The organism is Lysinibacillus sp. JK80 (assembly GCF_027557635.1).
Classification (GTDB): Bacteria; Bacillota; Bacilli; order Bacillales_A; family Planococcaceae; genus Lysinibacillus; species Lysinibacillus capsici.
This window is the reverse complement of sequence record NZ_CP058997.1, coordinates 4,372,261-4,394,716: the sequence shown is the minus strand read 5'-3', so window position 1 is coordinate 4,394,716 and position 22,456 is coordinate 4,372,261. Positions and strand designations below refer to the sequence as shown.

Here is a 22,456-nt window from a genome sequence, read left to right as displayed (position 1 = left end):
TAACAACAGGACTTTCCTGATGTGTGTATAAGATTTTATTATTGATTTACATAAACCTTCCACCGATTTTGGTGGAAGAATTTTATGCATTCTAAAATTCCTTTGAAATATAGTATAATCTAGAAATTAAGCTGGATTCAAACTAGGTTTTCCTCTCATATTTAGTAAGTTCTTATGATTTTTCTAGTTGAAACAATCATAACAGTCAAATTACCATGAGCTAAGTTATATTCTCTTAAATATGGCAACAAAGGGATTTAAATAAAAGAAGGATGAAAGTTATATGAATTATACTAGTTGAAAAGGGTGAAGGTTAAGTATATTGAACAAAAAAAAGATACCATTACAAACAAAAATATTGGGACTGATTAGCACGTTAATTCTTTTTATTGTTTTTCTGCTCGCCAGTATATTTGCTTATTTACAATATGTCGATGCAAGGACTCAAGTTAAACAATTGGCATTGCAAACGGCTATGACAATCTCTCTTATGCCAGAAATTAAAGAATCCATTGGGAAAAGTGATTTAGAGCTACGTTTTCGTCCAATTGCTGAGCAAGTAATAGATCAGGTAAATGCAGAAAATATTATTATTGAAGATCGGGAGAAGGTTATTTACTCACACAGAAGCCCAAGTCAGGTTGGTCAGAAGAGTTTTGATCATACAAATAATTATGGGTTAATATTTGGTGGTTCTAATAATTTTGAATTGGAACGAGAGAGTGGTTCTGTTTTAATAGGAAAGGTTCCTATCATAGCAGACAATGGAGAATATACTCGTGTAATTGGGACCGTAGCGGTTGAATACGCCGAAAAAGAAATCTTTCAAAATATTTATAAACGAATTAAGTCCATTCTCATTGCTTCTCTGATTGTTTTAATTTTAGGAATCATTGGTGGTATTTTTTTAACCAAAAGTATTAGAAAAGATACTATGGGATTGGAACCGCATGAAATCTCCTCACTATATAGAGAAAGAAGTGCCATTCTGTTATCAGTAAAGGAAGGAATCATTGCAATCGATCAAAAGGGTTTCTTAACCTTAATCAACAATTCTGCTAGTTCAATGTTAAACCTCAAGGATGAATCCTCTATTGGTGAACATATTCAATTTGTCTTACCAGCAATTAATATCGATCATGTATTACAGAAAGGTAAGCCCATTCATAATGTAGAGATATTAATTAATGATAAAGTATTTATTTTTAATTTTATTCCCATTATCGAAAATGAAAAGATTATGGGTGTGGTTTCTAGTTTTCGTGATAAAACGGAGCTTAAAAAGCTTATTGATACGATCACAGAGGTTCGCGCATATTCTGAGGGACTTCGTGCGCAAACGCATGAGTACTCAAATAAACTTTACTTATTATCAGGATTAATCCAATTAGAGAGATATCAGGATGCGTTTGAATTTATACAAAAGGAGTCAGCCAATCACCAACACCAAAACCGAATCCTATTTAATCAAATTCAAGATATAAATGTTCAAGCTATATTATTAGGGAAACTGGGTAATGCATCGGAAAAGAAGATTGCCTTTGAAATTGATCCTGATAGTTATGTAGATGTCTTACCAAGTCACATTGAAATCACGGATATCATCACAATCATTGGAAATCTTATTGATAATGCATTTGATGCCGTAGCCGATCGAAAAGAGAGAAGGGTGTCTTTCTCAATTACAGGAATTGGGAGTGATATCATTATAGAAGTAGCAGATAACGGAAAGGGAATTGCTGAAGATATGTTAGATTTTATATTTGATTTACGTAGTTCATCTAAAGGAAAAAATAGGGGGTACGGTTTATTTAATGTTAAACAAATTGTAGAATCTTTAGGTGGAACAGTAGAAGTAAAAAATGACAAACACGGTGGGGCCATTTTCACGGTATTTCTACCGAAATAATGAAGCTTACTCAATGAAATAATCTATAGTACTACTGATGTTGGAGGTACTTCCCTTTAAGTCGGGTTTCTAAATGTCAGCACAGGGAGATAAAAGAAGGAGAGGGGAAAAATGATTAAGGTTGTCATTGCGGAAGATGATTTTCGTATTGCACAAGTGCAAGAACAGTTTTTGCATAAAGTACCAGATGTAAAGGTTGTTCAGAAGGCATTGAATGCAAAGGAAACGATGGACATACTAGAGAAATATGAAGTTGACTTGCTTTTTTTGGATATCTATATGCCCGATGATCTTGGAACAAATTTGTTAGCAAAAATTCGCGATCATTATCCAACAATCGATATTATTATAGTGACTGCTGCAACAGAAAAAACGATGTTGGAGACGGCAGTTAGATATGGTGTGAGTAACTATTTGTTGAAGCCTGTGACAATGGAGAAATTTGTTGAAGCGGTGGAAGAATATAAAAAAAAGAAAAAACTTCTAAGTCATCGTGATGAGGTCGACCAAACATTGATTGATCAATACTTTGGTGTTGCCAATCAATTGTCCTCATCTCAAAAAGACTTACCTTCAGGTGTTGATCGTCATACTTTAGAAAAAGTGAAAGAGGTAATGAAGGAACTAAAAGGTGGTATTTCCATCGAGGAGATGGGTGAACAAATCGGTGCATCTCGAACAACTGCTAGAAGGTATTTAGAGTTTCTTGTTTCAATTGATGTCTGTACGGCAAAACATGAATATGGAGTTGTTGGAAGGCCTGAGAGGAAATATTACTATAAAGAATAACAACAAGGTTAACTTAAAAATAAGGACAAGGGATGAACAATGAGAAAAAAAATAATGTTTATTTTCGTGCTTGTTGTCATGCTTTGCTTTGGTTGTTCACAAGATGAGGGGCATGAAGCAATAACAGATACAGTAACATTCATTGCCCCAAGCTCTATTGGTGGAGGTTGGGACAAAACAGCAAGAGCCATACAGGATATTTTACTGAGTAACAATTTGATTGATGAGGATATTCATGTACTGAATAAAATAGGTGCTGGTGGAGAGCTAGGATGGAAATATACTAAACAACAAAAAAAACATGTGCTAGCAATGAATTCAAGCCTACTCATAACCAATCATTTGTTGGGGCAAAGTAAGCTAACTTACAAAGATTTTACACCCATTGCCACTTTGGCTACAGAATGGAATGTCGTAATTGTCTCCAAGGATTCAGAAATAAAAAGTGCAAAAGGTTTAATGGAAGAGCTCAAAGAAACACCTCAAGCGTATAAAATAGGAGTTTCCCCGAGATTAGGCAATGATGATCAAATTTCTTTTGTATTAGCGAGTAAACAGGCAGGAGTGCATCCTGAAAAACTAGATTTTTTAGTTTATGAGAATAGTGATGAAGTTGTTGATGCATTATTAAAAAAGCAAATAGATGTGGCAACGATGGCATTATCCGAGGCTAAAAAATATTATGATTTGAATCAGGTACAATTGCTTGTCATTTCCTCGGAGAAACGTTTAAAGGAGCTCCCAGAAATTCCTACATGGAAGGAAGAGGGAATAAATGTAGTTTTTAAACACTGGCGAGGTATTATGGGACCACCTAATATGTCAAAAAAGGAAATCGAATTTTGGGAGACGACATTTGCAAAAATGGTCAAAACCAAAGAATGGAAACAAACTTTACAGATATATATGTGGGAAGATTTTTATATGAACAGTAGAGATACATCTAGATTTCTTGATGATGAAAATAAGAAATATGAGAAATTATTGGAGATTTACTGAGTAAATTTACTCTTATTAGGCATAGTAATATATTTGCTTTATTAGGTTGACTATTGAGATCTATGTGTTTTCCTTTCTATCGTCTTATACGATGGTGGAGAGAATACATAGTCCAAGGTTAGCCTCTTTTTTTGTTTATCAAAAATAGACAGGCATACAATGCTTTTCGTGAACAAAATGTACAAAATAGCTATAAAGAAATTAATAAACATTAATTTGTAAACGATTACATTTGGTCGATGTTAATTTATTATAAGGTGTAATATTCGGAAAATTAGTTATTTAACGAATTAATAAATAACTTCACGAAGCATTTGGGGGGAGTATTATGCTAGCAATTTTAGGTTTTTTAATGATAATAGTATTTATGATTTTGATTATGACGGGCCGTCTTACAGCAATGATTGCATTAATTGTAGTGCCAATTACGTTCGCAGTTATTGGTGGATTCGGAAGTGAAATGGGACCTATGATGTTGGATGGGATTAAAAGTGTCGCTCCAACAGGGATTATGATTTTATTTGCAATTCTTTTCTTTGGTATTTTGATCGATGCTGGCGTATTTGATCCAATCATTAAAACGATTCTTAGGCTAGTAAAAGGGGATCCTGTAAAAATTGCTATCGGAACAGCCGTATTAGCCCTTTTTATTTCTTTAGATGGTGATGGTACGACAACATACATGATTACTATTTCTGCCTTTCTACCGCTTTATAAAAGAATTGGCATGCGACCAATTGTATTAGCTGGTATTGCCGTTTCAGCTTCGGGTGTGATGAACCTTCTACCTTGGGGAGGACCAACAGCAAGGGTTATGACAGCCTTGAATCTGGAAATGTCTGAGGTTTTTACACCAGTGATTCCAGCGATGATTGGCGGGGCTATCTTTGTTCTGTTCATGGCATTTACGTTCGGAAGACAGGAAAGAAAGCGGATTGGTATTATAGAATATGATTATGAAGCGGCAGCTCAGTCTGCTGCTACAGTCGAAGATGACTATTTGAAACGTCCAAAACTAATTATCTTTAACTATACTTTGACAATTGTTCTTTTAGTAGCGTTAATTATGGAGTTATTACCACCTGTTGCATTATTCATGCTTGGTTTTGCGATTGCGATTACTGTAAACTATCCAAAATTGAAAGATCAGAAGGAACGTGTTGCGAATTATGCTGACAATGCATTATCTGTTGTTTCTATGGTTTTTGCAGCTGGGATATTTACAGGCATTCTTTCAGGTACATCAATGGTAGATGCAATGGCAAACTCAGTGATTCATTATATTCCAGATGCAATGGGTTCTCATTTTGCTGTTGTTACAGCCATTCTCAGCGCACCTTTTACATTTTTTATGTCTAATGATGCCTTTTACTATGGAGTACTGCCGTTACTTGCAAAGGCAGGAGCAGTATATGGCATTGATCCAGCCCTAATCGGTAGAGCTTCTCTTTTAGGCATGCCAGTACACCTTCTAAGTCCGCTTGTTCCCTCTACGTATTTATTAGTAGGAATGGTTGGAGAGGATTTCGGAACACTACAACGTATCTTCTTAAAGTGGGCATTCGGTTCTACAATTGTCATGATTATTGTCTGTGTAGTGTTGGGGATTTTCCCCCTTTAAAAGCTACGGTTCATGGGGTGAAAAAGATTACCTAGTAAAAATTCTTTATTTATAAGTGTAAGAGAAGCCTATTTTAATGGGCTTCTTTTTTTCTATTCTTATTCGAGTACCCGCCATAAATTAAAAATTGTTTAGAAGGATGTTTCAGATAGGGGTTTTAAAGCGTTTTTATTCGTAAAAAGGACAATCATCATATACGATAAAAATAATTAAGACTTAGGATTCTGCAATTAAAAAGAAATTATTCAAATAGGAGAAAGGTGGTTTGAAATATGAAAATCCGTAAGATTGACCATGTGGGGATAATCGTCAATGATCTTCCTGCAGCGAAAGCATTTTTTCTTGACTTTGGCCTTGAGGTGTTAGGGGAAGGAAAAGTGGAGGGTGAATGGGTGAAGAGGATGGAGCGGGTAATAGGGCTTCAAGATATAAAAGAGGACGTTGCAAAATTGCGAACGTCAGATAGTGACGCAAATATAGAAATAGTAATGCTGCGAACGCCAGACGGTGAGACGAATATTGAACTAGTAAAATTTAACGCGCCATCAAATGAAATAGGTATCCAGCATCCTTTAGCAAATACTTTGGGTATCCAGCATATTGCCTTCAATGTTGAAGATATTGAAGCCCTCGTTAACAAATTAACAAAGAAGGGCGCAGAACTTATTAGTGACATTTATAGTTATGAAAACGCCTATAAACTATGCTACGTTCGTGGGCCAGAAGGAATTATTTTAGAGCTCGCTGAAGAAATCAAATAGAATAGTAATCAACAGCTTGTTAATATGAAAAGAAACCACTGAAATGGTTTCTTTTTTTTCTATAGGGAGCTAATACTTATGCTTACATTTCACCATTTTCTCTCTTGAGATTCTAAATTGATCATATAGTCGAAGTAGAATAAACCCTAAAATGAATAATTCTTCACTAAAAAAACCAAAAGGCATTCATAATCCTGATTATTGACATTTATCCAAATAAATTATTGCGTTTTTTTCATTGTTTCGCCCTTTCATAAAATCTATAATAACTCTGTAAATGATAATCATTTTCAATTAAAGGTAAATCTGAAAGGGGCAACAAATATGAAGCAATATATAGGAAAGAGAATTATACTATGGGGGAGTTTCCTCCTGTTGCTAATGATATTAGCGGCATGTAGTTCTAATGGCAACACATCTGATGCGCAGAAAAAGGAAAACGAGAAAATAACTCAATCTGATGTGAAAGCAGCAGAGGAAAGTGAGTCAACTGTTCAATATACAACGATTACAGGTGAACAGGTTGAAATACCTGCAAATCCAAAACGAGTCGTTTATATTGGTCAGACAATTGGTGATTTCTTGGCGATGGATATTCCCGTTGTTGGTAATAATCTTCCTAAAGATTCTCCTAGTTACTATGAAGGCAAACTTGAAGGGATAGTTGATATTGGTAATCCTGCTGACTTAGAGACGATTTTGACTTTAAAACCTGATTTGATTATTAATGGCTATTACAAGGCGGATCCAAATCTTAATGAAGAATTGTCAAAAATCGCTACTACGATTCCCTTTAATCCTGCTCTTCCTTATACAGAACGAGTAAAAGAGATGGGGGATATCCTAGATAAGCAGGAAGAAGTAGCTCAATTGCTTGCTAAGTTTGAAACAGAGTCTAAAGAAATGTTTGACAAGTTTCAATTAACAGAAGGGGAAACCGCAACAGTTTTCTATCAGCTAGGAAAGACGCTTTATGTTATGGGTGATCGTAGCCTAGGTGCTATTATTTATGGGAAAAATGGCTTTGCTGTCCCACCAGCAGTACAAAAGAATATTCTTGATGTAGAAGGGGTATCTTTCCTAGAGGTTTCCGAAGAGGTGCTTCCTGAGTTTGCTGGTGATCATTTGTTTGTAATTGTACAAGAGGATAGTGAAAGTGAAGCAGAAGCTGATCGGCTGCTACAAAGCCCGATATGGGGAACTTTGCCTGCTGTCAAAAAGGGAAAAGTTTATGTTGTTCCTAATGAATGGAATACAGATAATTTATTAGCTTTGAAGCAATTGTTCCAAAAGCTACCAGAGTGGATGCGCAAACAGTAAAAATTGTATCCGTCCAATCAATTTTTAAACCGCTAGTATTCTAAATAGCACATACTCGAACAATCGTTGATAGTGGGTCATTATATGTTACAATGACGATAATGAGAATCATTTTCAATGTTTGGAGAGTTGCTTATGAATCTGACATCCTTATATATTAGACTACAACACTATGATCGATTTCAAGTTGATCGATTAATGTCAGCTACTAGCCATAATGAGGGAATAAATAATCATGAAACAAATTTATGCACATTATTGATAGCACTCAGTCCTGCCATACGACTGTATGTAGACAAAATGGCAATCGATCTACGACAAGGAAGCTGTACGCTCATTTTGCCTATACAAAGCTACACGGTAGAGTCAAGTAACAAAGAGGCACAGCTTGCTCGCTTTACCTTTGAAACCTTTGAAGTAGAAGGAATGACTTTGAACCGAATTGCTCATCCACCCCTGCTTCATGGTTATCCCTATCATCTGTTGTTTTCTCAAGTCAAGCAGGTATTAGGAAATGAAGCATCGAACAATAATCAATTTTGTTCCTCTCTATCCACATTAGAAATGGCCATGTTGCAAGGTAGACTTCAGCAAATACTAGCTATGATGGTTCAGTTAGATGAACAAGCTAACCAGTTACAGCACGAAGAAAAGACAAAATTGGTTCAACAAACTGTACAGTACATAGAACAGCACTATGATGAGGACTTGACAGTTGAACAATTAGCTAACATGGCTGGAATGGTAAGATGGCAATATAGTCAAAAGTTTAAAATATTGACCGGTAAAAAGCCGACGGATTATTTGACTCATGTACGTATAAACCAGGCAAAAAAAATTCTAAGTAATTCAACTGAGCCATTGAGAAAAATAGCTCGACAAATTGGGTTTAAGGATGAATATTATTTTAGTCGATGCTTTCATAAATTAACCGGAAACACCCCACGTGAATATGCAAACATTCAACTTCATACTCCAGAAAGAACAGTTATCGATTCATTTGGTAGAAAGATTCATGTTCCTAAAGATGCAACACGTATTGTGACTGATGGCAAATTTACACTTGGGGAATTACTTGTTCTAGGCATACCTCCTATAGGGGCGGCCATCTCGATCATGAAAGATAACGTGGTTTATCACAATAAATTAAGGAACATTCATAGTATTGGGCATTGGGTAGATCCGGATAAAATCGCACAGCTGCAGCCAGAGTTATTATTGCTTAGCTATTTTCATCCTGAACATGATTTGCAGAAACTAGATGCGATTGCTCCTACTATTATACTGAATAGCAAGTTTAGTCTATTTGAGCGGTTACGATATATCGCTAAACTATTTGAACGGAGTAAAGCGGCAGAGAAGTGGATTTCTACATATGAGAACAAAGTAAGATTGGTACGTAGGCAATTAGCAGAGGTTTATGTTGCTGGGGAGACGGCTACTGTTTATCTCAAGTTAGATACTAAATATTATGTTATGTGTCAGACTGGATTGGCTGCAAGCTTGTATGAATCTCTTGGCTTTCGTCCTACTCCTCAGGTAATGCAGCTAATCGAGCAAGGGCAAGCATGGATAGAAATTCAGCAGCATCAAATAAATCACTATGCTGGAGAGCGTAATTTTATTTTGGCTTCCCCCAAAGAATTACTAACGATTACTCACTGCCCACAAATCGCCACGTTAATCGAGCTAGCTCCTGGTAAGACTCATTTCATAGATTTTATATGGAATCATTGTGATCCCATTACACGTGAACGGTTGTTAGAGGTTCTACCGTCTATTTTTAAGAAGAAAGTTATTCGATAATTAAAAAGTAAAACTCGATCCATTAATTGGATTGAGTTTTTGCCATTAATCGTATAATTGCTCACAAATAAATTTAAAAAATATCCTGATATAAAAATCTTTAAAGGCTGTATGAAATTTCTGGTATAATTACATATATCTATGTTTATTTTAAGGAGTGATTTTATGAAAAAGCTATTTATAATAACTAGTTACTTAGGGTTTTTTATAGTAGGAGGTTTGACTTTTACCTATTTTTCAACAACGGAAGCAGCAAGTGACATGAAAAAGATTAGCGTGTTTCAGGATCCAATTAATTATTATGTAGATAAGGTTGAGAAAGTACCGCCAGAAGGTCAATCTGGATTTAATTATCAAGGCACGATATATGTCCCAATGCGATTTATTGCTGAATCTTTAGGTGAAAAAGTAACATGGGATGGGAAAACAAAATCCGTTTATATTGGTGATGTTCCAAAATTCATCGCTTTAAAAGATGTAAAACCTATTGGAAGTGATGAAGACCACTTCTTCCACAATCCAAGCTCTGTCATTATTAGTACAGGTGAAAAATTTGAGCGATCCTATCAGCTTGGTGGTTATCATGGGGGAGGCGCAGTTCAAGACCATACAGTGGAATACTTAGCCAATGGAAATTACAAGGGATTCGAAACCTATTTGGCACCAATTAAAAAATTAGCAGCTAATTCCTTCGGAATAGGTTTCATGAAAATTTACGCAGATGGGAAATTAGTTTATGATAGTGGAGCAATCAAAGATAAGGTAAAGGTTCATGTTAATTTAGATGGAGTTTCAAAAGTGAAGTTTGAACTTGAAGGCAGTGGTTTAGGTATATTAGATCCTAAATTTATTCAATAAACCTTCTCTACTAATAAACGAAAAAGACGATGACATAATAATTTGTCATCGTCTTATTAAATTTGACCTCTTCATAACTATTTCAAAATAGAGAAATGTCAATACATATTTGTCAATATTTACACTTTTACTTATAAAATAGTTGGATAGTATATGGTATAATTTCATACGATACTTATACATAAAATAGGAAAAGGGAGAGAAAAGAATTTGATGAAAAAGATGATGAAACGAACGAGTGCAGCGTTGCTTGGTGCCTCATTAATGCTGACGACAGTTGTCCCTGTGATTCATGCTGAAGAGCAAACAACACCCCTAGTACCGTCGATAAGCGAATGGGCAATAGAAACATTAAATGAGGGCGAAAAATACGGGATTTACTCAACTGAATGGTACTTCGATGGTTTTCTTCAGGAAATTCCAGTGGACAAAGTAAATGAACTACTAGCTTTAACAGAAAAGAAGGTTGCCTCTCTAGGCTTAGCTGAAAATAAACAATACAAACCAGTAAGTGTGAAAAACGATAATACACGTGGTGATATTGTCAATCGCTTGTATAATATTGTAGCACGGTATGATTTACCTGTTGGTACAGATGCTGTTCAATTTATGAAAGAGCAAAATATATTACAAGGCTCTCCCAATGGACTTCAGTTAGAGAAAAAGGCAACCACTCAACAGGCTGTTTTGCTAGCTGTTCGTTTCATTCAGAGTACATATGCACTTGCAGAGCAAGGCTCTAAAGGGGTGGCCTGGGTAGTAGAGGACGAGGATACGCTTATCTACTTATTAGGCTCTATTCATTTAGGAACACCAGACTTATATCCATTCGATAAAAAATTAGTAACGGCATTTGATGAATCTGATGCACTGCTAGTAGAGGCGAATATCTTGGATACGGAAGCACTTGAATACTATTCAGAGAAAGCAATGTATACAGATGGCTCAACATTGAAAGATGCTGTTGCACCAGAAACATATGCGAAGCTTGAACAAGTGGCAAAGCTTTATGGTCTGCCAATGGACCAGCTTACAGTTCAAAAGCCGTGGATGCTTTCGAGTGCATTATCGATGCTAGCTATGGACGATTCCTTTGGTATGACACCTCAAGAGATGGCTATGCACGGTATCGATGTCTACTTTTTATTAAATGCACAGTTGCAGCAAAAGCCAGTAATTGAATTAGAAGGTACAAGAGCACAGGTTGATATGTTTGAAGGATTATCACCAGAGGCACAGGAGCAGTCATTAGTCGCTGTACTGGATAGTATCATTCATCCAGCGGAAGAAAATCAATCTGAAGTACTTCAAGAGTGGTTTACAAGCTGGAAGCAAGGAAATGTTGAAGAGTTTGCAAAAAGCTTCCAAGCAATGGAAGGTACATCATCTGAATTTAATGAAATGCTATTTGGTCTACGTGATGAACAAATGGCCAAGAAAATCATGAATGTACTGGAAGAAAAAGAAGGTAAGTACTTTGTTGTTGTTGGTTCAGGTCACTTCCTAATCGATAAAAATATTCGCTATCATTTAGAGAAAAACGGCTACAAGGTAAAGCCATTTTATCAATAAAATAGATTCTCCTCGTAAAAGGATAGATTATTTTCTGTCTTTTACGAGGTTTTTTTATGCATGTAAGACAATAATGGTCATGTGACCCTAACAATCTAAATAATCGGATTATTGTTGCAACGTAAAAAAAATCGTGTTAGTATTAGTAAAACGTTTTACTAAAACGTTTTACTTGTGAAGGGGATGAACATATTGAGAAATAAACGAATTGCAACGATTGGGGATGCAATGGTCGTTTTTAATCCATCTAAGACAGGTCCTCTACGTTTCGTTCCTTCCTTTGAGCGAGCTGTGGGTGGTGCAGAATTAAATTTTGCGATAGGTGTTACGCGTTTAGATATGGAAGCAAAATGGATTAGTTGTATTGGAGACGATGAATTTGGCAAATTAATTTATAACTTTGCGCGTGGTGAAGGGATTGATGTATCACATGTCTTACGAACACCACATATTCCAACGTCTATCTACTTTAAGGAGATTCGGGAAGACGGTGCAGGTAAATCGTTTTACTACCGCAACCCATCACCTTTACTTGAGCTGACAGAAGATCGTATAGATGAGTCAGTACTGGATGATGTGGACCTATTACATATTAGCGGCGTGTATTTAGCAGTATGTGAACATAACATTGAAGTTGCATTGAAATTAATTGCTTTAGCACAGGCGAAAAATATTCCAATATCTTTTGATCCAAATTTACGTTTAAAACTATGGACTATAGAAGATGCCCGAGCGGTATACGAAAAAGTGTATCCATCTATCAATCTTCTGTTAACAGGACAGGATGAATTTGAGCTTTTATTTGAAGGGCGTACAGTGAAAGACGTTCAAGAGAGTTATAAAATAGATGAAATTATTGTGAAAAAAGGTGAACAAGGGGCCACGGTTTATACAGCCACTGAACAGTACGATCGAGAAGCATTTTCTGTTCGTGCCATTGATACAGTTGGAGCAGGGGATGCATTTGATGCTGCCTATGTCTATAGCTATTTAAATGGTGATGATATCGTAGAACGCCTCCGTTTAGCTAATGGTGCAGGTGCATTGGTAGCAACAATTAAAGGAGATAATGAAGGGCTTCCATCCCTGCAAGAATTAAGGCAATTTATTGGTGATGAAAAACTAATTGAGCGTTAGGAGTTGTCAGGAATGCAAAAAATCGAAATTTTGAAAGCGTTGTCAGATGCAAAAATTGTAGCTGTTATTCGTGGGGATTCACCTGAAGAAGCAACGGAAATTTCAAAAGGTGCTATCTCAGGTGGCATTCGAGCAATCGAAATAACGTATACAACGCCTTTTGTTGAAGAAACTTTTAAAGCATTACGCAATAGCGATGCAATAATTGGAGCTGGCACAGTTTTGGATGTTGAAACTGCACGCCATGCGATTTTAAACGGTGCCAAATTTGTTGTTAGTCCAAGCTATAACGCTGCAATTGCAAGGCTTTGCAATCGCTATAGCATTCCATATTTACCAGGCTGTATGACCATTACAGAAATGGTGACAGCACTTGAAGGTGGAAGTGACATTATTAAACTATTCCCGGGAAATCAATTTGAACCAAACTTTATTAAAGCCATTAAAGGGCCTCTACCACATATCACAATTATGCCTACAGGTGGTGTTGGTTTGGCTAATATGAATGAATGGTTAGAAGCAGGCGCAGTTGCAATTGGGATTGGAAGTGATTTAAATAAAGCATTTGTAAAAGATGGCTATGCAGGTGTAGTGGAACGTGCCAAAGCATATATCGAAAATCTATCAAACTAGGAGGTAATGACGTATGAATATGACATTTAGATGGTATGGTCGTGGCAATGATACAGTGAAATTAGAAGATGTGAAGCAAATACCAAATGTAAAAGGTATTGTTTGGGCACTCCATCACCTACCAGCAGGAGAGGTATGGACTAAAGAGGCTATTCAAGATGAAGTTGACTATATTCAATCGTTCGGATTCCATACAGATGTCGTGGAAAGTGTCAATGTCCATGAAGATATTAAATTAGGATTGTCAACACGTGATCAATATATAGAAAACTATAAACAATCTATTCGCAACCTTGGTGAAGTGGGTGTCAAAGTTATTTGCTATAACTTCATGCCCGTATTTGATTGGACACGTACAGATTTATTCCATCCATTAGAAGATGGCTCAACGGCTCTCTATTTTGATAAGGAAAAGGTCATGAACTTAGATCCACAAGAACTGGTGAATGAAGTAAGCGCATCTTCGGATTTAACCCTTCCAGGATGGGAACCAGAACGATTAGCTCGACTTTCAGAATTATTTGAGCAGTACAAAGAAGTAGATGAAGTTAAACTTTGGGATAACTTAACTTACTTCTTACAAGCTATTTTACCAGTTGCGGAAGAGGTAGGTATTCAAATGGCGATTCATCCAGATGATCCACCGTATTCAATCTTTGGCTTACCTCGCATTATTACAGGAGCAGAAAGCTATGAAAAATTAATTAAAATCTCTGATTCCATGGCAAATGGCTTTACGTTCTGCTCAGGTTCAATGGGAGCAGACCCACAAAATGATATGGTAGCCATCGCTGAAAAATATGCATATCGTGCTCCGTTTGCTCATATCCGCAATGTCAAGATTATGGAAAATGGTAGTTTCTTTGAAACATCACATTTTACATCGGATGGTTCAATCGATATTAAAAATATTGTACGTACATTAAATGACCAAAACTATGAAGGTTATGTACGTCCAGATCATGGTCGTCATATTTGGGGAGAACAATGTCGTCCAGGCTACGGCTTATATGATCGAGCACTTGGCATTATGTATTTAAATGGACTTTGGGATGCTTATGAAAATCTGAAGAAATAGGTGACGTGTATGAAAGCACTACAAGTAATCAAACCTTTTGAAATGGCTTTAATTGACGTAGCAGAACCAGTAATAACAAAGTCAACAGATGTCCTTGTTCAAACAGAATATGTTGGTATTTGTGGCTCAGACATGCATATTTATCATGGCTCGAATCCATTAGCGACATTGCCTCGTGTACCTGGGCATGAAGTTGCTGGCCGAGTGTTAGAGGTTGGTCAAGACGTACAAGGTTTAAAAGCTGGTGACAAGGTTGTAGTCGAACCAATTCGTTATTGTGGTGAGTGCTATGCTTGCCGTAAAGGACAACCAAATGTCTGCGAACAACTTTCTGTTTTTGGTGTTCATGAAGATGGAGGCATGCGTGAGCGTTTTGTTGTAGCTGAAAAGCAATTGCATAAAGTAGCAGACCACACTTCTTTAGAAGAGGCAGTCTTAATTGAACCTTATACAATTGGCGCGCAGGCAGTATATCGTGGTGAATTACAGGCTGGTGAGACACTATTGATTCAAGGGGCCGGACCGATTGGCATTTGTATTTTAAAGATGGCTAAATTAATAGATGCACGCGTGATGATTTCTGATCTGGATCCAGCAAAGCTCTCATTTGCAAAAGAACTTGGTGCAGATGTAGTTGTTAATGTAAACGAGCAAGATTTATTAGAGGCTGTTAACCAATGGACAGATGGAGTAGGTGTCAATGTATCTATTGATGCAGTTTGTATTCCACTAACATTTAAGCAATCTATCGATGCTGTTTCAGTTGCTGGGAGAGTAGTAGTCCTTAGCTTTGGAGAGGAAGCCATTGAGCTTGCCCCACTACCAATTACGAAAAAGGAATTATCGATAAAAGGCTCACGTTTACAAACATTCCAATTTGAAAATGTAGTGAAGCTTGTTGATGCTGGAAAGCTACAGCATCAAGGTTTAATTACACATACTTTCTCATTACATGAAGCAAAAGAAGCATTTGAATATATAGAAAAAAACCAAAATGAAGTACGTAAAGTTATTTTAAAAGTAGGTGAGTAAGGTGCATGAAGCATTGCAAAATAAAGTGGCTGTTGTAACGGGTGGTAGTGGTGTTCTTTGCTCAGAGATGGCAATGGAATTGGCTAGGCAAGGTATGCGAGTTGCTATTTTAAATCGTACAGCGCAAAAAGGAGAAGCAGTCGTCCAATCGATTACAGAAAATGGCGGAGAAGCAATTAATTTTTCTGTGGATGTTTTAAACAAAGAGTCGTTAATAGCAGCGAGACAAGCAATTTTACAGCAATATGGTCAAATTGATGTACTGATTAATGGAGCGGGCGGCAATCATCCAGATGCCATTACTGCTGATGAAGTATATAAAGAACAATCGACTACACCAAATTTCTTTGAATTAACACCAAGTGGTTTTGAAAGCGTATTCTCGAATAATTTTACAGGAACATTTTTGGCTGCCCAAATTTTTGGTGAAGCATTGCTGAGAACGAAGGGGACGATTATTAATATTTCATCCATGAGCTCCTATGCCCCTATGACAAAAGTGCCTGCATATAGCGCGGCAAAGGCAGCGATTAATAACTTTACGCAATGGATGGCGGTGCATTTTGCAGAAGCAGGTTTACGTGTTAATGCCATTGCACCTGGATTTTTTATTACCGAACAAAACCGTAATTTATTGCTAACAGAAGATGGTTCATTAACTGCACGTTCAGAAAAAATCATTACAGCTACACCACAAAAGCGTTTTGGAAAACCACAAGATTTATTAGGAACTTTATTATTTTTAGCTGATGATACATACTCAGCATTTGTCACTGGCGTAACAATTCCTGTTGATGGTGGATTTATGGCTTATTCAGGCGTTTAACAAAGGGGATTTATTTCAAATTTAGGGGTGAATGATATGAAACAACAAGGTATTTTTGGAGACGGCAAAACGGTTGTAATTGTCATGCTATTTTTAGCGGGTGTCATTAACTATTTAGATCGTTCAGCACTATCAATTGCAGCACCATTTATTCAAGAAGATATTCATCTAACGTCAACCCAATTAGGGATTATCTTTAGTAGCTTCTCTGTTGGGTATGCCATTTTTAACTTCTTAGGTGGAATGGCTTCCGATAAATTTGGTGCCAAGTTAACGCTATTTGTAGCGATGATTGTATGGTCTTTATTTAGTGGAGCAATGGTTTTAGTCGTTGGGTTCGCATCGTTGATTATTGTTCGTATTGTATTTGGTATGGCGGAAGGGCCATTGTCATCAACCATAAATAAGATGGTGAATAACTGGTTTCCTGCGGATAAACGTGCCTCTGTAGTAGGGCTAGCCAATAGTGGTACGCCACTTGGTGGTGCAATCGCAGGTCCAATCGTTGGTTATATTGCATTAGCATATGGATGGAAATATTCATTTATTGCGATCATGATCCTTGGATTTATTTGGGCAATCGTATGGTTTAAAGTGGTGAAAGAAAAGCCAAACAAAGAAGACAGTGTAGAATCAATGGCAAACTTAGAGATTGCAGCAGAAGATATCAATCATAGTCGTGGTCTATCTTATTATTTAAAACAACCTACAGTATTATTTACTGCTTTTTCGTTCTTTGCCTATAACTATATCCTATTCTTTTTCTTAACTTGGTTCCCAAGCTATCTAGTAGAAGCTCGTGGAATGGCTGTAAAAGATATGAGTATAGTAACGGTTATTCCGTGGATTTTAGGATTCCTAGGTTTAGCATTGAGTGGAATTGTCTCAGATTTCATTTACAAACGCTTTATGCGTAAGGGAGTTTTATTCTCTCGTAAAGTCGTTCTAGTGACATGTTTATTCTTAGCAGCTGTATCGATTGGCTGTGCAGGTATTGTAACAACAACAGTTAGTGCTGTTGCGCTTGTTGCTACCTCTGTTTTCTTCTTATATTTAACAGGGGCTATTTACTGGGCAATCATTAATGATGTGGTGGAATCTAAGTATGTTGGATCTGTTGGCGGCTTTATGCACTTCCTTGCAAACACAGCTGGTATTATTGGGCCAACTTTAACAGGTTTCCTAGTAGACAGAACAGGAACATTCTCCGCAGCTTTCCTACTTGCAGGTGGCTTAGCGGTCATCGCTTCATTAGCAGTTATTAAATTTGTTACACCAATTGTTCATAAAGAATTAGCTTAAAAATAGAAAGGATGGATTCAAATGAACAATCAATCAGTTATTAAAATTCATCCGATGGACAATGTTGCCATAGCCTTGAGTGATCTTCCTCAAGGCTTTTTACTTCCATTGGATGGAAAGGAAATAACGTTACAGCAACAAGTACTACGTGGGCATAAGATCGCCATCAAGACTCTTTCTAAAGATGCACACATCACGAAATATGGTTTTTCAATTGGTCATGCGACAGAAGAAATCCTAGCAGGTAGCTGGGTTCATTCCCATAACATGAAAACCAATTTATCGGGTGAATTAAGCTATGAATTTAATCCAAAAACACATCCCGTAGCCGAGTCTCGTCATGCACAGCGCACGTTCAAGGGGTATCGTAGAAAAGATGGTCAGGCTGGTGTACGAAATGAAATTTGGATTATTAATACGGTTGGATGTATTAACAAAGTAGCTGAAAACTTGGCGAAGTTAGGCAACCAATTATTGAAGGCTGACAATTTTGATGGTGTACAGCATTTCGCTCATCCATATGGTTGCTCACAACTTGGTGATGATTTAACGTATACACAAAAAATCTTAGCTAATTTAATTCATCACCCTAATGCAGGGGCAGTCATTGTATTAGGGCTAGGATGTGAGAACAATTATATTGAGCTCTTTAAGAAAACAATTGGTCATTATGATGAACAACGCGTTTCCTTTTTAAATGTTCAAGAATCAGCAGATGAAATGGAAGAGGGTCAACAACTGCTTGAAAAAGCCTTTGACTATGTGACGACATTTGACAGACAAACATTACCTATTTCAGAACTGAAAATTGGTTTGAAATGTGGTGGTAGTGATGGTTTCTCTGGCATTACCGCTAATCCGATGATTGGTGTATTTTCTGACCAGTTGATCTCAGCTGGAGGTGCAACGGTGTTAACGGAAGTTCCAGAGATGTTTGGTGCTGAACAGATTTTAATGGAACGTGCAAAAGATGCCTCTGTTTTTGAGGATATTGTGCATTTAGTAAATGACTTTAAACAGTATTTTATGAAATATAATCAACCTGTCTATGAAAATCCCTCTCCAGGAAATAAAGCGGGTGGAATAACAACATTGGAAGAAAAATCACTTGGCTGTATACAAAAAGGGGGCTTTCAAGAGGTAAAAGAAGTGCTTGATTATGGCGAACGTATGACAACAAAGGGGCTACATTTACTAAACGGTCCAGGAAATGATCTTGTTTCAACAACAGCACTGGCCTCAACAGGCTGCCAAATCGTCCTTTTCTCAACTGGTAGGGGAACACCCTTTGGAGGACCTACACCAACAGTCAAAATTTCAACAAACACACCACTTTATGAACGAAAAAAAAATTGGATTGACTTTAACGCAGGGCAGTTAGTGGATGGGAAGCCAATGGATGTATTAGTCGATGAATTTATGGATTATATAGTAGCGCTAGCTTCAGGTGAAGTGCAAACGAATAATGAGAAATATGGATTCAAAGAAATCGCCATTTTTAAAGATGGCGTGACGATGTAGGAGATAAATGACATGAAACATCCTATTAAAATTATGCAAATAGGTGATGGGAATTTTATCAGAGGCTTTTTTGACCTAGCAGTTGAAAAACTACAAGTCCCTTGCAGTATTGTTTCTGTCGCAGCAACAGCAAGAGGAAAAACAGTTAAACTGCTAGAAGAACAACAGCTGCAATTCACTGTGATGGAACGTGGGCTAAAAAACGGTGAGGTCGTAGAAGAAGAAACCACTGTTAAGATTATTCAAGATACTATTCTTCCATATGAGAACTGGCCTACATTTTTACAATACGCACAGTCTGAGACATTAGAAATGATTGTGTCTAATACAACAGAGGCAGGGATTTATTATGAAAATATTCCTTATCCTACGGCTTGTCCAACAAGCTATGCAGCAAAGTTAACCGTCTTTCTAGAACAATATTACAAACATTTTCAAGGTGAAAAACAAGTGGCAATTGTGCCTTTGGAATTAATAGAACAGAATGGCTCTACATTAAAAACAATTTGTCTACAGCATGCTAAAGACTGGAAGTTGCCTACAGCATTTAATGATTGGCTTGCTACGTTAACTTTTTGTAATACACTTGTAGACCGTATTGTAACAGGTTATCCACAGGGTTATCAGGGGGAGGATGCCCTTTACACAGTTTGTGAACCGTATTTCTTATTTATAATTGACCAAAAAGAGCCATTTAAACATTGGCCAACAAGTCATGATTTCCCTTTTGTCTTTGATGATTTAGACATGTATCGAAAACGCAAAGTTGCCATTTTAAATGGTAGTCATATTTTGCTTTCAGCATTCGGCAAGATTTTTAACTATAAAACTGTCAGAGAGGCATTTTCACATGCAGGTGTTCGAGCCTTTATTGAAAAAGTAACAAACGATTTTACCCAACGCTTCCAAGTGGATGAGCACTATCAGCAAGATGTCTTTGAACGTTTTTTAAACCCATTTATTGAGCATCAGCTATATGATATTCAATTAAATGAGTTATCCAAGTGGCAAACACGTATTGCCCCTTACGCTGAAACAGAAATATACTATCAAGCTTTAGCAATAGGGATATATGCAATGAATCCAACACGCTTTTCCGTGCGTGAATCTGATCAAATTATTGAAAAACTGACTGAAATCCATAACTATTTTGAACAAGGTCAGTCAGAGCCAATGCAACAATTTATCGAACAATATTTACAGTGTGATGCAGCAGAGGTTATTCAGCAATTATCTACAATTACTAGTTTATTGGAGGCAATAGCATGCGACAATTAATCATTAATGAACCGTTTCAAATGGTGGAACGTGAAGTAGACAAGCCTAGTATTGAAGGAAGTCATGATGTTTTATTAAAAATCACGCATATTGGTGTATGTGGAACAGACACACATGCTTTTGCAGGTGAACAACCATTCTTTAGTTATCCACGAGTGTTAGGCCACGAACTAGCTGCTATCGTGGAAGAAGTCGGTGAAGCAGTTAAGGACATCCAAGTAGGAGATCGTGCAACAGTTATTCCATACATCCATTGTGGAGAGTGTGTTGCATGTCGTCGAGGTCAAACAAACTGCTGTAAATTTTTGAAAGTATTGGGTGTACATATGGATGGTGGTATGGGCGAATATATCGTAGTTGATGACAGTATTGTAATTACTGATAATGCTGTGTCAGGTGACCAATTAGCCATTGTGGAACCATTAGCTATTGGTGCCCATGCAGTACGTCGTTCGGAACTAACAGAAAATGATACAGTACTTGTTATCGGTGCAGGGCCAATTGGATTAGGAGCAGCACGTTTTGCTAAGTTACGCGGTGCAAAAACAGTATTAATGGATTTGAACGAAGAACGTTTAAAAGAAGGACAGGCATGGTCGGAAGCGGATGGTGTGATTGTTGGTAGCCATGACATAATGGCGCAGTTACATGAAAAATTTAATGGTGAACTTCCTACAGTTGTCTTTGATGCAACAGGCAATCAACAATCAATGGAATCCTCATTTCAATACGTAGAAAATAGTGGCACATTAGTGTTTATTGGTTTAATGAAGAAAACCATTACATTTAATGATCCTGAATTTCATTCAAAGGAATTAACATTGAAGAGCAGCCGTAATGCTACGTTAGAAGATTTTGAGACGGTTATGAACTACATGCAGTCAGGAGCTATAAAGAAAGGCTATGTTACGAAGCATATTGCATTCGATGAAGCTATTTCTTACTTTGAGGCAAAACAATACAACACAAATAAAGCACAAATCTATTTTAAATAATGGGGAGGATTTTCAATGAATATTTCTGTACCAGCATTAAAAAAAATAGTAGTTCAAAAATTCACAACTGAAGGTGTTGAAGCTGAAACAGCAGCGCAAGTAGCAGATGTTTTGATTTATGCCGATTTACGTGGTGTCAGTTCTCACGGTGTTATGCGCGTGGAGCATTATATAACACGTTTACAGGCAGGTGGAATAACGAAAAACCCTCATTTTTCAGTAGAAAAAAGAGGCACAAATCACCTTCTTTTTAAGGGGGATAATGGCTTTGGGCATGTCATTTGTAAGGAAGCTATGGATGAAACCATTAAAGTGGCTAAGGAACATGGCTCATGTACAACGATTATTCAAGAGAGTAGCCATTGTGGGGCACTCGGCTATTTTCTTGAACAAGCCACGAGTGAAAATTTAATTGCTATTATGTGCTCTCAAACGGACTCCGCAGTTGTTCCTTTTGGCGGAAAAGAGCCTTACTTTGGTACGAATCCAATTGCTTATGGTTTTCCAACCAACGATAAACCGATTATTTTGGACATGGCAACAAGCAATGTAGCGCTAGGGAAAATTCTATATGCACGTGAAAAAGGGGAGACAATTCCAAATACATGGGGAGTTGATGCACAAGGAGCACCAACTACAGACCCACACCAAGTAAAATCTTTAACACCGTTTGCAGGGCCAAAAGGATATGGTATGGCACTTGTAGTAGATGTTCTTTCTGGAATTTTAGCAAGTGCAGCTTTTGGTCCTCACATTTCAAAAATGTATGGTGATTACGAACAGAAACGTAATCTAGGACAATATTTATATGTATTAGATCCAAATATTTTTGGAGATGTAAATCAATTCAAAGCAAATATCTCGAAAATGATAAATGAATTACATGATGCGCCAACAGCACCAAATTTTGATCAGGTACTAGTGCCTGGTGAAATTGAACAGATACGTAGTTTGGAAACAATGGATAAGGGCATTGACTTACCTGAACAAGTATATAACTATTTGACTAGTTAATTTAA

19 protein-coding genes are annotated in these 22,456 nt (G+C 37.0%); all 19 read left to right on the top strand.

The genetic code is table 11. The features are described from left to right. Positions 1-319 precede the first annotated feature (319 nt). The 19 genes from HXV90_RS22055 (at position 320) to allD (ending at position 22,451) form a co-directional block, all read left to right on the top strand. The gene (locus HXV90_RS22055) at positions 320-1,909 is read left to right on the top strand and encodes an ATP-binding protein (RefSeq protein WP_269899057.1); all 1,590 of its coding nucleotides are present in this window, start codon (positions 320-322) and stop codon (positions 1,907-1,909) included. Between the two features lie 111 nt (positions 1,910-2,020). Continuing rightward, complete coding sequence (locus HXV90_RS22050) at positions 2,021-2,698, top strand: response regulator (protein WP_054549728.1); 678 nt, start codon at positions 2,021-2,023, stop codon at positions 2,696-2,698. A 39-nt stretch (positions 2,699-2,737) separates the two neighbouring features. Beyond that, positions 2,738-3,697 (top strand): tripartite tricarboxylate transporter substrate binding protein, encoded by a 960-nt coding sequence (locus tag HXV90_RS22045; protein WP_066037916.1) that lies wholly within the window; start codon positions 2,738-2,740, stop codon positions 3,695-3,697. A gap of 328 nt (positions 3,698-4,025) precedes the next feature. Continuing rightward, on the top strand, positions 4,026-5,318 hold the full coding sequence (locus tag HXV90_RS22040; RefSeq protein ID WP_054549726.1) for a CitMHS family transporter: 1,293 nt from the start codon (positions 4,026-4,028) through the stop codon (positions 5,316-5,318). 272 nt (positions 5,319-5,590) lie between these two features. Further along, positions 5,591-6,079 (top strand): VOC family protein, encoded by a 489-nt coding sequence (locus HXV90_RS22035; RefSeq protein WP_269898012.1) that lies wholly within the window; start codon positions 5,591-5,593, stop codon positions 6,077-6,079. A gap of 324 nt (positions 6,080-6,403) precedes the next feature. Next, the gene (locus tag HXV90_RS22030) at positions 6,404-7,399 is read left to right on the top strand and encodes an ABC transporter substrate-binding protein (protein WP_269898011.1); all 996 of its coding nucleotides are present in this window, start codon (positions 6,404-6,406) and stop codon (positions 7,397-7,399) included. Positions 7,400-7,534: 135 nt separating this feature from the next. After that, entirely contained in the window at positions 7,535-9,205 is a 1,671-nt protein-coding gene (locus HXV90_RS22025; RefSeq protein ID WP_269898010.1) for a helix-turn-helix domain-containing protein, read from the top strand. A gap of 165 nt (positions 9,206-9,370) precedes the next feature. After that, positions 9,371-10,063, top strand: a complete 693-nt coding sequence (locus HXV90_RS22020; RefSeq protein WP_257961835.1) for a stalk domain-containing protein — start codon at positions 9,371-9,373, stop codon at positions 10,061-10,063. A 213-nt stretch (positions 10,064-10,276) separates the two neighbouring features. Continuing rightward, on the top strand, positions 10,277-11,635 hold the full coding sequence (locus HXV90_RS22015) for a TraB/GumN family protein (protein WP_269899056.1): 1,359 nt from the start codon (positions 10,277-10,279) through the stop codon (positions 11,633-11,635). 183 nt (positions 11,636-11,818) lie between these two features. After that, the gene (locus HXV90_RS22010) at positions 11,819-12,772 is read left to right on the top strand and encodes a sugar kinase (RefSeq protein ID WP_269898009.1); all 954 of its coding nucleotides are present in this window, start codon (positions 11,819-11,821) and stop codon (positions 12,770-12,772) included. A 12-nt stretch (positions 12,773-12,784) separates the two neighbouring features. Next, complete coding sequence (locus HXV90_RS22005; protein WP_269898008.1) at positions 12,785-13,405, top strand: bifunctional 2-keto-4-hydroxyglutarate aldolase/2-keto-3-deoxy-6-phosphogluconate aldolase; 621 nt, start codon at positions 12,785-12,787, stop codon at positions 13,403-13,405. A 13-nt stretch (positions 13,406-13,418) separates the two neighbouring features. Then, the gene (uxuA, locus tag HXV90_RS22000; RefSeq protein ID WP_103118982.1) at positions 13,419-14,483 is read left to right on the top strand and encodes a mannonate dehydratase; all 1,065 of its coding nucleotides are present in this window, start codon (positions 13,419-13,421) and stop codon (positions 14,481-14,483) included. Positions 14,484-14,492: 9 nt separating this feature from the next. Beyond that, positions 14,493-15,515: a zinc-binding alcohol dehydrogenase family protein gene (locus tag HXV90_RS21995; RefSeq protein WP_048393955.1), complete on the top strand. Its 1,023-nt coding sequence runs from the start codon at positions 14,493-14,495 to the stop codon at positions 15,513-15,515. After that, positions 15,508-16,341 carry an SDR family oxidoreductase gene (locus tag HXV90_RS21990; protein WP_269898007.1) on the top strand — a complete coding sequence of 278 codons (834 nt, stop codon included), beginning with the start codon at positions 15,508-15,510 and terminating at the stop codon, positions 16,339-16,341. The genes HXV90_RS21995 and HXV90_RS21990 overlap by 8 nt, the downstream gene beginning before the upstream one ends. Before the next feature lie 36 nt (positions 16,342-16,377). Then, on the top strand, positions 16,378-17,643 hold the full coding sequence (locus HXV90_RS21985; RefSeq protein ID WP_048393958.1) for an MFS transporter: 1,266 nt from the start codon (positions 16,378-16,380) through the stop codon (positions 17,641-17,643). 21 nt (positions 17,644-17,664) lie between these two features. Then, complete coding sequence (locus HXV90_RS21980; protein ID WP_054549719.1) at positions 17,665-19,164, top strand: UxaA family hydrolase; 1,500 nt, start codon at positions 17,665-17,667, stop codon at positions 19,162-19,164. Between the two features lie 12 nt (positions 19,165-19,176). After that, complete coding sequence (locus HXV90_RS21975; RefSeq protein WP_269898006.1) at positions 19,177-20,442, top strand: mannitol dehydrogenase family protein; 1,266 nt, start codon at positions 19,177-19,179, stop codon at positions 20,440-20,442. Beyond that, positions 20,430-21,437 (top strand): zinc-binding alcohol dehydrogenase family protein, encoded by a 1,008-nt coding sequence (locus HXV90_RS21970; protein ID WP_066037926.1) that lies wholly within the window; start codon positions 20,430-20,432, stop codon positions 21,435-21,437. The genes HXV90_RS21975 and HXV90_RS21970 overlap by 13 nt, the downstream gene beginning before the upstream one ends. Positions 21,438-21,452: 15 nt before the next feature. Next, on the top strand, positions 21,453-22,451 hold the full coding sequence (allD, locus tag HXV90_RS21965) for an ureidoglycolate dehydrogenase (RefSeq protein WP_269898005.1): 999 nt from the start codon (positions 21,453-21,455) through the stop codon (positions 22,449-22,451). Positions 22,452-22,456: the final 5 nt, after the last annotated feature.